Annotated in this window: 8 protein-coding genes and 1 pseudogene; 3 read left to right on the top strand and 6 right to left on the bottom strand. The window is 70.3% G+C overall.

The annotated features are described in order from the left end of the window. From ACGFYY_RS34865 to ACGFYY_RS34840, 6 genes and pseudogenes are all read right to left on the bottom strand, one after another. Positions 1-944, bottom strand: a pseudogene (locus ACGFYY_RS34865) (hypothetical protein); the annotation flags it as partial. 442 nt (positions 945-1386) lie between these two features. Beyond that, a complete protein-coding gene (locus ACGFYY_RS34860) occupies positions 1387-2397 on the bottom strand; it encodes a LacI family DNA-binding transcriptional regulator (RefSeq protein WP_365265678.1) in 1011 nt (336 codons plus the stop codon). Then, positions 2385-3974 (bottom strand): glycoside hydrolase family 13 protein, encoded by a 1590-nt coding sequence (locus ACGFYY_RS34855; RefSeq protein WP_393715643.1) that lies wholly within the window; start codon positions 3972-3974, stop codon positions 2385-2387. The genes ACGFYY_RS34860 and ACGFYY_RS34855 overlap by 13 nt, the downstream gene beginning before the upstream one ends. A 51-nt stretch (positions 3975-4025) precedes the next feature. Beyond that, the gene (locus ACGFYY_RS34850; protein ID WP_393715641.1) at positions 4026-4877 is read right to left on the bottom strand and encodes a sugar ABC transporter permease; all 852 of its coding nucleotides are present in this window, start codon (positions 4875-4877) and stop codon (positions 4026-4028) included. Between the two features lie 2 nt (positions 4878-4879). Beyond that, positions 4880-5941, bottom strand: a complete 1062-nt coding sequence (locus ACGFYY_RS34845; RefSeq protein ID WP_393715639.1) for a carbohydrate ABC transporter permease — start codon at positions 5939-5941, stop codon at positions 4880-4882. A 7-nt stretch (positions 5942-5948) separates the two neighbouring features. Continuing rightward, positions 5949-7223 carry an extracellular solute-binding protein gene (locus tag ACGFYY_RS34840; protein ID WP_365265686.1) on the bottom strand — a complete coding sequence of 425 codons (1275 nt, stop codon included), beginning with the start codon at positions 7221-7223 and terminating at the stop codon, positions 5949-5951. A gap of 222 nt (positions 7224-7445) precedes the next feature. Between ACGFYY_RS34840 and ACGFYY_RS34835 the strand changes: the two genes are divergently transcribed. From ACGFYY_RS34835 to ACGFYY_RS34825, 3 genes are all read left to right on the top strand, one after another. Continuing rightward, positions 7446-9119 (top strand): glycoside hydrolase family 13 protein, encoded by a 1674-nt coding sequence (locus ACGFYY_RS34835; RefSeq protein ID WP_393715637.1) that lies wholly within the window; start codon positions 7446-7448, stop codon positions 9117-9119. A gap of 26 nt (positions 9120-9145) precedes the next feature. Beyond that, positions 9146-10177 (top strand): LacI family DNA-binding transcriptional regulator, encoded by a 1032-nt coding sequence (locus tag ACGFYY_RS34830; RefSeq protein WP_301371573.1) that lies wholly within the window; start codon positions 9146-9148, stop codon positions 10175-10177. 296 nt (positions 10178-10473) lie between these two features. Further along, positions 10474-11484 carry a DUF389 domain-containing protein gene (locus tag ACGFYY_RS34825; protein WP_393715635.1) on the top strand — a complete coding sequence of 337 codons (1011 nt, stop codon included), beginning with the start codon at positions 10474-10476 and terminating at the stop codon, positions 11482-11484. Positions 11485-11557 lie beyond the last annotated feature (73 nt).

Raw genomic sequence — 11557 nt, 5'->3', positions numbered from 1 at the left:
ACATACGTCGCCGAACCGTCGTCGTTGCGCAGGTGGAACATACCGTTGCGCCAGATCCCCACATTCGCCGCCGGACCACCGTCCCAGTTCCCCGCGACCGGCTGGTCCGTACCCCCACCCCAGTCGATCAGCGCCAGGCTTCCGTCGTCCATCCGCAGATGGAACTGACCCGTCGACGGACGGAAGATCCCCACGTTGTCCGGACCCGCACCGTCCCAGTTCGCCGAGACCGGCAGGTCACTGCCCCCACCCCAGTCCACATACGTCGCCGAACCGTCGTCGTTGCGCAGGTGGAACATACCGTTGCGCCAGATCCCCACATTCGCCGCCGGACCACCGTCCCAGTTCCCCGCCACCGGCAGGTCGCCGGGGTTGTCGTCGACGATGCTGTTGTTGCGGACCGGACGGAAGGTGCCGTGGCCGGAGTAGTACGGGTAGGGGATCTCGCGGTAGTGCATGCCGCTGCCCGTGAACTCGTAGCCCATGTACGCGGTGCGCGCGGAGTTGGCCCACCCGCCGAAGACCACGATGTGCCCGTCGGCTCCGGCCGCGTCGTTGAGCATGGCGTCGCCCGGCTTCAGGTCGCCCTTGCCGATCCACGAGGCGACACCGGAGGGGACGAAGCTGGTGGTGTCCAGGCCGGGCTTGGAGAGCTTCCAGGTCATCGAGGCGAAGCCGGAGCAGTCCGTCCGGTAGCCCTCGTAGGTGTTGTTCCAGCTGTACTTGAGCCCGATCCCGACCCAGGACGCGGCGCGTCTGATCACCTCGCTGCGGGTGATGGAGGGGCCGGCGGCCGCCTGGGACGGTGCGACGGACGCGCCCTGACCGGCGCCGCCCTTGTCGATGGCGGTGACGTCGGCGGCGGCGGGCGGTGCCGGGACCGGTTCGGCCGCGTGTACCGGTGCCGCGGCCAGAAGGCTGACGATCAGCCCTGCGGCGGCCACACCGGCCGCTCCTCGACCCAAGACGTGCGTGTTCGACATGAAGGATCCCCCCTACTGACGAGTGCATGACATATGGAGCCATCCGACCCGGCTCGAGAGGCCGTCACGCACGAGCGTGCGCGCCTAGGGTGGTGGTGGTGGCGGTGGCGAGCGTCAACAGGCCCCGCTGCTTGCCGCCTTGACACCGGATCAGATGGGAAGAGCATCACGGCCCGACCCTCATCGAGTCAACATTTAATGAAAATGACTCGATCCTCAAGCAGGGGGCTGACTCAATACAGCGGGATGATCCGCACCGCTATATGCACTTAAACGCATGCATCAAGGACAGTCGATGTCCTGACCCGTGGGGGAACATGACCGATTCCCGCCCAGAGTTTTCTGTACAGAGAAAACAGAAGGCGGGGGTGGGCCGTAGTGGCCCACCCCCGCCCCGGAACGACTACGGCACCTGCGCCGTAGAGCCCCGCACCACCAGTTCCGGTTGGAAGACGTACTCCGTGCGCTGGACCGGGGTACCCGACACCGCCTCCAGGAGCGCGCCCACCGCCGCCGTCGCCATCGCGCGTACCGGCTGGCGGACCGTCGTCAACGGCGGGTCCGTGAACGCGATCAGCGGGGAGTCGTCGAAGCCGACCACCGACACGTCCTGCGGCACCCGCAGCCCCCGCTCGCGCGCCGCCCGGATGACACCGAGCGCCATCGGGTCACTGCCGCACACGATGCCCGTGCAGCCGCGGTCCAACAGGGCCATGCCCGCCGCGTGTCCGCCCTCCACCGTGAAGAGCGTGCGCTGGATCAGGCCGTCCTCCTCCGCCGCCGGCAGCGCCGCGAGGAACCCCTGCTCCTTGCGGGCCGACGGCACGTACCGCGTCGGCCCGATCGCGAGCCCGATCCTGCGGTGGCCCAGGTCCTGCAGGTGCCGTACGGCCATGTCCGCCGCCGCCCGGTCGTCCGGGGAGATGAACGGCGCGTTCACCTGCTCGTTGAAGCCGTTGATCAGAACGAACGGCACCCCGCGCGCCGCCAGTCGCTGGTAGCGCGCGGGGTCCGCGTGGGCGTCGGCGTGCAGGCCCGACAGGAAGACGATCCCGGTGACCCCACGCTCCTCCAGCTGTTCCACCAGTTCGTCCTCGGTGGCCCCGCCGGGGGTCTGCGTGCACAGCACCGGCGTGTAGCCGTGCCCGGCCAGCGCCTGCTCTATGACCTGCGCGAACGCCGGGAAGATCGGGTTGGTGAGCTCCGGGATGAGCAGCCCGACCAGGCCGTTGCTGCGCCGCTTCAGCCGCACGGGCCGCTCGTAGCCCAGCAGGTCGAGCGCGGCCAGCACCTTGTGCCGGGTGCCGGCCGCGACGCCCGGTTTGCCGTTGAGCACGCGACTGACGGTCGCCTCGCTGACCGCGGCCTGCGCGGCGATGTCCGTCAGCCTCAGTGGGGAAGTCACCCCTGCCACCACACCGTGGTGTCCGCGGGAAGGACCTCGGGGTCGGCGAGGTCACCGCTCGACAGCAGCACCGTGCCCGGCGCGGGCAGCCGTACCGGCTCCTCCGTGGTGTTCACGGTGCAGACGAAGTCTCCGCGCCGGAAGGCGAGTACGCCGGCCGGGGCGGGCAGCCACTCGACGCCGTCACCCGCGCCCAGCGCCGGGTGCGCACGCCGCACCCGCAGCGCGGAGCGGTACAGCTCCAGCGTGGACCGGGAGTCGCCGGTCTGCGCCTCCACACTGAGCCCGGCCCATTCGGCGGGCTGCGGGAGCCAGCTGCCGCCGGTCCCGAAGCCGTACGGGGCCTGGTCGCCGCTCCACGGGATCGGTACGCGGCAGCCGTCGCGGAGCCCGTCCTGGCCGTTCGCCTTGAAGAAGGACGGGTCCTGGCGCACCTCGTCCGGGAGGTCCACCACCTCCGGGAGGCCGAGCTCCTCGCCCTGGTAGACGTACGCCGACCCGGGCAGGGCCAGCATCAGCAGCGCGGCGGCGCGCGCCTTCTCCAGGGTGCCGAAGCGGGTGCGGTGCCGGACCACGTCGTGGTTGGACAGCACCCAGGTGGTGGGGGCGCCGACGGGCCGCATCGAGTCGAGCGACTCGTCGATGGTGGCGCGCAGGGCCTCGGCGTCCCAGCCGGTGTTCAGGTAGTGGAAGTTGAAGGCCTGGTGCAGCTCGTCGGGGCGCAGGTACATGGCGGTGCGGTCGGCGCTGGGGGTCCAGGCCTCGGCGACGCCGATGCGGTCGCCCGCGTACTCGTCGAGGACCAGGCGCCAGGAGCGGTAGATCTCGTGGACGCCGTCCTGGTCGAAGAAGGGCAGGACCTGGTTGCCGAGCAGCTTGAGCTGCTCGTCGCGGCCGAGGTCGGGCAGGCCGGGGGCCTTGACCAGGCCGTGCGCGACGTCGATGCGGAAGCCGTCGGCGCCGAGGTCGAGCCAGAAGCGCAGGATGGAGCGGAACTCGTCCTGTACGGCGGGGTGCTCCCAGTTGAAGTCGGGCTGCTCGGGGGCGAAGAGGTGCAGGTACCACTCGCCGTCCGCGACCCGGGTCCAGGCCGGGCCGCCGAAGATCGACTCCCAGTCGTTGGGCGGCAGCTCGCCGTCGTCCCCCTGTCCCGGACGGAAGTGGAAGCGCTCGCGCAGCGGGGTGCCGGGGCCTTCCCGCAGCGCCTGCTTGAACCATTCGTGCTGGTCGGAGCAGTGGTTGGGGACGAGGTCCACGATGATGCGCAGGCCCAGTTCGTGGGCCTCGCGGATCACGGCGTCGGCGTCGTGCAGGGTGCCGAACATGGGGTCGATGGCCCGGTAGTCGGCGACGTCGTAGCCGGCGTCGGCCTGCGGGGAGGCGTAGAAGGGGCTGAGCCAGACGGCGTCGACGCCCAGCTCCTTCAGGTAGGGCAGGCGGCTGCGGATGCCTTCGAGGTCCCCCATGCCGTCCCCGTTGGAGTCGGCGAAGCTGCGCGGATAGACCTGGTAGATCACCGCTTCTCTCCACCAGCCGGGCTGGGTGCCGGTGGAGGTGGGGAGCGCGTCGGCGAGGTGCTGGGTCATGGTGTCCTTGAAGAGATCGGGCCGGGGGTGAGAGGGGGCAGGCTCGGGTGGTCAGCCCTTGGTGGCGCCTGCCGTCATCCCGGCGACGAGGTGACGCTGGGCGAAGACGAAGAAGATCGCGGCGGGGATGGCGATGAGGACCGAAGCGGCGCTCATGGCTCCCCAGTTGGAGGTGTACTGCGTGACGAAGGTCTGCAGTCCGCCGGCCAGGGTGAGGTTCTCCTCGCCGACCATGAAGGCGGAGGCGTACGCGACCTCGCCCCAGGCGGTGATGAAGGCGTAGAAGCCGGTGACGGCGAGGCCGGGCTTGGCGAGCGGCAGGATGAGGCGCCAGAAGGTGCCGAAGGGGTTGAGCCCGTCGACGCGGCCGGATTCGTCGATCTCCACCGGGATGGTGTCGAAGAAGCCCTTCATCATCCAGGCGCAGAACGGCACGGCGATGGTGAGGTACGTGATGATCAGACCGATCGGCTGGTTGAGCAGGCCGAGGTCGCCCATCAGGTTGTAGAGCGGCACGATCAGGATCGCCATCGGGAACATCTGCGTGATGAGCAGGGTCCACATGAGCGGCTTCATGCCGGGGAACTTGAAGCGGCTGACCGCGTATCCGGTGGTGGCGGCGATGAAGACACCGAGGACGGTGGTGACGCCGGCGACCAGGACGGAGTTCGCGAACCAGCTGAGGAAGTGGCTCTGCTCCAGCAGGTACGTGTAGTTGCTGAGCGTCGGTTCCTTGACGAAGTCGGTGGTGACCGCGTGCTTGGCCGGCTTGAGCGAGGTCAGCACGATCCACAGCACCGGGAAGACGGCGATCACGGACGCCACGACGAGGGTGGCGTGCAGACCGACGGAGGCGAGCGGGGAACGGCTGCCCCGGGGACGGGCGGTGTTCGCAGTGGACATGGTCACCACACCTCTCCCTGCTTGCGCAGCGAGCGCCGGTAGACCAGCGCGAAGATCATGAGCAGGGCGAGGATCAGGACGCCCCACGTGGCCGAGCCGGCGAAGTCGCGCGGGCTCGACACGAACGCCTCGCGGAAGGCCTGGGTCACCAGGATCTCGGTGGAGTCGCCGGGTCCGCCCCGGGTCAGCAGGAAGATCACCGGGAACATGTTGAAGGTCCAGATGGTGGAGAGCAGGATCACCGTCATGCTCACCGCGCGCAGCCCGGGCAGGGTGATGTGCCGGAAGCGCTGCCAGGAGGAGGCGCCGTCCATCTCGGCGGCCTCGTAGAGCTCGCCGGGGATCGACTGCAGGCCGCCGAGGAGGGCGACCATCATGAAGGGGACGCCGAGCCAGACGTTGACGGCGACGACCGAGAACTTGGCCCAGGTCGGGTCGTCGAGCCACGGGATCGCGGCGATGCCGCCCCCGTCGAGGAGCTTGTTGAGGATGCCGTTGTCGCGGTTGAAGAGGAACCGCCAGGCGAAGACGGAGACGAAGCCGGGAACGGCCCAGGGCAGGATGAGCGCCATCCGGTAGGCGGCGCGGCCCCGGAAGTCCCGGTTGAGCATGTTGGCCAGGATCAGACCGAGCGTGAAGGTGATGGACACGCAGGCGACGGTCCACACCACCGTCCACACCAGCCGCTGCAGGAACACCGGGTCGCTGAGCACGTCCACGTAGTTGTCGAGTCCGACGAACTGGTACGTGGCCTCGATGTGCCGGGCGCCGATGGTGCGCGAGACGTTGCGCTCGGTGGCGTCGGTCAGCGACAGGTAGACGCCCCGGACCAGCGGCCAGCCGATGATCACGCCGAGGACGAGCACCACCGGGGCGACCATGGCCCAGGCGTACCAGTGCGTGCCGACGGCGCGCCGGAGACCGGACGCGCCTTTTCCACCGCGGTTCGCACCGCGGTTACCGCTGTCGCTGTCAGTCCTGCGGCTCCGGCCGCGGGCGGCGACGTCGTTCTCGACGTCGTCGCCCGCGGCCTTCGCCACCGACTGGCTGGTGTGAGCAGCCATGGTTTCGTTACTTCCAGCCCTTGAGGATCTTGCGGAACTCGACGCCGGCCGCCTTGGCCGCGTCCTCCGGGCTCGACGCCCCGGTGATCGCCTTGGTGTATTCGACCTTCAGCGGCTCGAAGAGGGAGCCGTTCTCCGGGATCCAGGCGCGCTCGACGGCCTTGTCCACGGCCGGCTTGAAGAACTGGACCATCTCGTTGCCCTTGACGTCCGGCTGCTCGTAGGCGGCGGTCCGGGTCGGCAGCAGGCTGAGGTCCTTGGTCGACTGCACCTGGACCTCCTGCGAGGTCATGTACTCGACGAAGGCGTGCGCGGCGGCGGTGTTCTTGGAACCGGCGTAGACCGCGAGGTCGTGGCCGCCCTGCGGGGCACCGGCCTTGGCGGAGCCGGCCGGGACGGCGGCGATGCCGAGGTTGGCCTTGTCCTTGAACTGGTCGCCGGCGTAGGTGTCGGCGACGGCCCACGGACCGTTGATCATCATGGCGGCCTCGCCGGTCTTGAAGGCCGTCTGCATGTTGGCGTAGCCGTCGGTGGCGTTGGTGATCGCCGCACCGGAGCTGACCAGGTCACGAGCGGTCTTGAAGGCCTTGACGCCCGCCTCGTTGTCGACGGTGACCGTCTTGTTCTTCGCGTCGACGAGGTCGCCGCCCTCGCCGTAGATCAGCGGGAGGAACCAGTAGGAGTCGTCGCCACGCAGGTAGAGGGCGGCCTTGCCGGTCTTCGCCTTGATGGCGGCGGCGGCGGTCTTCACCTCTTCCAGCGTCTTGGGGGGCTCGACGCCGGCGTCGGCGAGCATCTTCTTGTTGTAGAAGAGGCCGAGGCTGTCGATGACCTGCGGAACGGCGTAGGTCTTGCCCTCGAACTTGCCGCTGGCCGCAGCCTGCGGGAGGAACTCGGCGTCGACCTTCTTCGCCGTCTCGGCCGGGACCTCGTCGAGGTAGCCCAGGGAGGCGAAGTCCGCGACCCAGCCGACGTCGGCACGGATGACGTCAGGCGCGTCGGAGCCGCTGCTGAAGGCGTTCTTGACCTTGTTCTGCGCGTCGCCGTACGGGACGTTGACGTACTTGACGGTCACCTTCGGGTGCTTCGCCGTGAACGCTTCGGCGATCTTCTGGAAGCTGGCCTTCTCGGCGTCGTTCGAGGTGTCCCACCACGTGACCGTGCCGGAGAGCTCGCCGCCCGCCTTGGTGCCGTCGGCCGCGTCCTTGTCGTCCCCACCGCAAGCCGTCGCCGCGAGCGCCAGGGTCGCGACCAGCGCGGTGGCCGCTATGCCACGCCGCATATGAACTCCTTCGATGATCCCGGCCGCGCCCTCGCGGTCCCGAGTTGCCAGGAACGTAACAAGACTGAAAGAGGACCGAAAGACCTTGCGCAAACTTTCTGCAAGCGGAGGCGATCGTTACATCCGTGTGTCCGTACGGTTGCCGCAGCTTGCTGTTAGTTCGAGTCACCTTCGACTGCCCGGGCCCGCAACCAGGGGGCATGTACCCGCGTTGACCCCGATATGACCCACGACTCGACGGCCGTCCAGCTTGCAAGATCTTCCAGCAACGCGACCACGAGCAGTGGCTGGTGGCGCGATGCCGTCATCTATCAGGTCTACGTACGCTCCTTCGCCGACGGCGACGGCGACGGCATCGGCGACCTCCGCGGGGCCCGCTCCCGCCTCCCCCACCTCGCCCGCCTCGGGGTCGACGCCGTGTGGCTCACCCCCTTCTACGTCTCCCCCCAGGCGGACGGCGGCTACGACGTCGCCGACTACCGGGCCGTCGACCCCCTCTTCGGGGACCTCTCCGACGCCGACGAGCTGATCCGGGCCGCCCACGCGCTGGGGCTGCGAGTCATCGTGGACGTGGTGCCCAACCACACCTCCGAGCGGCACCCGTGGTTCCGGGCCGCCCTCGCCGGGGAGCCGGGAGCCCGCGAGCGCTACCACTTCCGTCCCGGGCGGGGCGCTCGCGGGGAGCTGCCGCCCAACGACTGGGAGTCGATCTTCGGCGGCCCGGCCTGGACCCGCGTCGCCGACGGTGACTGGTACCTGCACCTCTTCGCCCCCGAGCAGCCGGACCTCGACTGGGACCACCCCGAGGTCGCCGCCGAATTCGCCTCCGTCCTGCGCTTCTGGCTCGACCTCGGCATCGACGGCTTCCGCATCGACGTCGCCCACGGCATGGTCAAGGCCCCCGGCCTGCCGGACATCGGCCGCGGCGCCCAGGCCACCCTCATCGGCACCGAGCCGCTCCCCTTCTTCGACCAGGACGGGGTCCACGAGATCCACCGCTCCTGGCGCCGCCTCCTCGACTCCTACGCGGGCGAGCGCATCGGGGTCGCCGAGGCCTGGGCGCCCACCTCGGAGCGGCTCGCCCTGTACGTGCGCCCCGACGAACTGCACCAGGCCTTCAACTTCCGCTTCCTGAACTGCCCGTGGGACCCCGCCGCGATGCGCACCGTCATCGACGAGTCCCTGGCCGCCACCACCGCCGTCGGCGCCCCCACCACCTGGGTGCTGTCCAACCACGACGTCGTACGCCATGTGACGCGCTACGGCGGCGGGGCCCGCGGCCTGGCCCGGGCCCGGGCCGCCGCGCTGCTGATGCTGGCCCTGCCCGGGTCGGCGTACGTCTACCAGGGCGAGGAGCTCGGCCTCCCCGAGGTGGTGGACCTCCCGGACGAGGTGCGCCAGGACCCGGCCTTCCTGCGCACCGCCGGACAGGACGGGCTGCGCGACGGGTGCCGGGTACCGCTCCCCTGGTCCGGCGCGGAGCCCCCGTACGGCTTCGGACCGGCCGGCAGCTGGCTCCCGCAGCCCGCCGGCTGGGGCGACCTCGGCGTCGCCGCGCAGACCGGCGACCCGCACTCCACCCTGGAGCTCTACCGCGCCGCCCTCGAACTGCGCCGGGCGATGCCGGGCCTGGGCGCCCCGGAAGCGGGTACGGACCCCGCGCTTGCGGCCGAGGCCGCGGACGAGGAGTCGTACCCCTGCGGGATGCGCTGGCACTCCGCCCCCGAGGGCGTCCTCCTCTTCACCCGGCCCGGCTTCGCCTGCACCCTCAACAGCGGCTCCGACCCGGTCGAGCTTCCCGCGCCCGGTCGACCCGTACTCTCCAGCGCCCCGGTGGAGACGGACGGCCGTACCGTCCGGCTTCCACCGGATTCGTGCACGTGGTGGTCATGGTGAACGTCCGACCGGTACAGTCCAATCCCGTGACCGCACGGCTAGCCGACATCGCAGCCCAGGCGGGGGTCAGCGAAGCCACAGTCAGCCGCGTGCTCAACGGCAAGCCCGGCGTGGCCGCAGGCACCCGTGAATCCGTGCTGGCCGCCCTCGACGTACTCGGCTACGAGCGACCCGTGAAGCTGCGCCAGCGCAGTGCGGGGCTCGTCGGTCTGATAACTCCTGAACTGGACAACCCGATCTTCCCGGCGCTCGCCCAGGTCATCGGTCAGGCCCTGACCCGGCAGGGGTACACGCCCGTGCTGGCCACACAGACGCCCGGCGGGTCCACCGAGGACGAGCTGACCGAGATGCTGGTCGACCGCGGGGTCTCCGGGATCATCTTCGTCTCCGGCCTGCACGCCGACACCACGGCCGACATGGGCCGCTACGACCAACTCCGCGGGCAGGGCGTCCCGTACGTCCTCATCAACGGGTTCTCCGAGAAGGTCCAGGCCCCCTTCGTCTCCCCCGACGACCGGGCCGCGATGCAGCTCGCCGTCACCCACCTCGCCGCCCTCGGCCACACCCGCATCGGGCTCGCGGTCGGACCGAAGCGCTTCGTGCCGGTCCTGCGCAAGATCGAGGGCTTCCGGCTCGGGATGAAGGAGCGGCTCGGACTCGGCGAGGCCGAGATCGAGGAGCTCATCCAGCACTCCCTCTACTCGCTGGAGGGCGGCCAGGCCGCCGCGGCCGCGTTGATCTCGCGGGGCTGCACGGCGGTGGTGTGCGCGAGCGACATGATGGCGCTCGGTGCGATCCGGGCGGCCCGACAGCAGGGACTGCGGGTGCCGCAGGACGTGTCGGTGGTCGGCTTCGACGACTCCCCGCTCATAGCGTTCACCGACCCGCCGCTCACCACCATCCGCCAGCCCGTCCAGGCGATGGGGCAGGCCGCGGTCCGGACCCTGCTGGAGGAGATCGGCGGTACGCCGGCCCCGCACAGCGAGTTCGTCTTCCTGCCCGAGCTGGTGGTACGCGGCTCCACCGCCTCGGGCCCGGGCCAGCGCCGCCGGGACTAGGCCGTCTCTTCCGGATCTTGTCGGTCGGGCCCGCGTTGTCCGGTGCCGTGCCTCGCAAGGCGGAGGGGCTCCCTTGTACTGGACGTACTGGGGTGCTCCGACAACGCCGCGAGGTGCGGTGCCGGGCGGCGCGGGCCCCGACAAGATCCGGAAGAGACGGCCTAGCACCCGGCCGACGCCGCTCGCACAGGACCGGTACCGGCATCGGCATCGGCATCGGCATCGGTGGCCGGTCCCCGGGGCAGTGGCACGTGTCCCTGCGGTGGCGGAGCGACCCCGGTCCCGATACTGGGCAGATGCCCCTCCCCGGCCGCATGCGCGACAGGATCCTGCCCGACCACAAGCGACGCTCCCTGGAGGACCTCCAGGAGGATCTCGATCTGTCGTCGGGGGACAGCCGGGCGAAGCAGTCGGCGTTCTGGACCATGCTCACGCTGTCCGCCGTGATCGCCGCGTGCGGGGTCCTGACGGACTCCACCGCCACCGTCATCGGCGCGATGATCATCGCCCCGCTCTCCACGCCGATCATGGGCATCGCCCTCGGCGCCGTACAACGTCGCCGCTCCACGGCCCTCGGCTTCGTCGCGCTCGGCGGCCTGCTGGTGCTCCTGATCGGCGCGGCGGCCTCTCTGGTGGTGCCCACCTCGTACGACCTGCTGTCGGACAGCCAGATCGCCGGCCGGACCTCCCCCGGCCTCCTCGACCTGATCGCCGCTCTGGCCACGGGCTTCGCCGGCGCCGTGGCGCTGTCACGCAAGGACGTCGCCGCGGTCCTGCCGGGGGTCGCGATCGCGATCTCGCTGGTACCGCCGCTCGTGGTGACAGGCGTGTGCGCCGGCCAGACCTCGTGGTGGCTCGCGCTGGGCGCGCTGGTGCTCTTCGTGTCCAACCTCCTCGCCATGGTCTTCGCGGGCATGGTGGTCTTCGCCGTACTGGGATACACCCGGGCCGCCGGACACCCCGAGCGGGCCGGGGCGTCGCGCCGGGCCTACATCATGCTCGGGCTGCTGTTCACCGCGGTCCTGCTCCCGCTGGGCGCCAACACGGTCACCACGGTCCTGCTGAACGCGTGGACCGCGCGGACCTGGACCGCGGCGGAGAGCTGGCTCTCGAAGACTCCGGGCGCGGCGGTCACCGGCGTCGACGCGCAGTCCCGGACCTTCTACATCCACGTGCGCAGCCCCGGCGGCCTCCCACCGATCGAGGACCTGCTCGACGACCTCCGAGGGCACCTTCCCGACGGGGTCCCCATCGTGGTCGATGCCACCCGCGGGCAGCAGATCGTCGCCGGGAATGTGGGGAACTGACCGGCTTCCGAGGCGGGTGTGACCGCACCGGGGTGACCGGGTGTCCCGGCTGAGGCGTCCCGTGTCGTACCCA

The sequence above is a fragment of the Streptomyces sp. NPDC048331 genome, assembly GCF_043201215.1.
Taxonomy (GTDB): domain Bacteria; phylum Actinomycetota; class Actinomycetes; order Streptomycetales; family Streptomycetaceae; genus Streptomyces.
The sequence above is the reverse complement of the archived record's forward strand: the minus strand, read 5'-3'. Positions and strand labels throughout refer to the sequence as shown.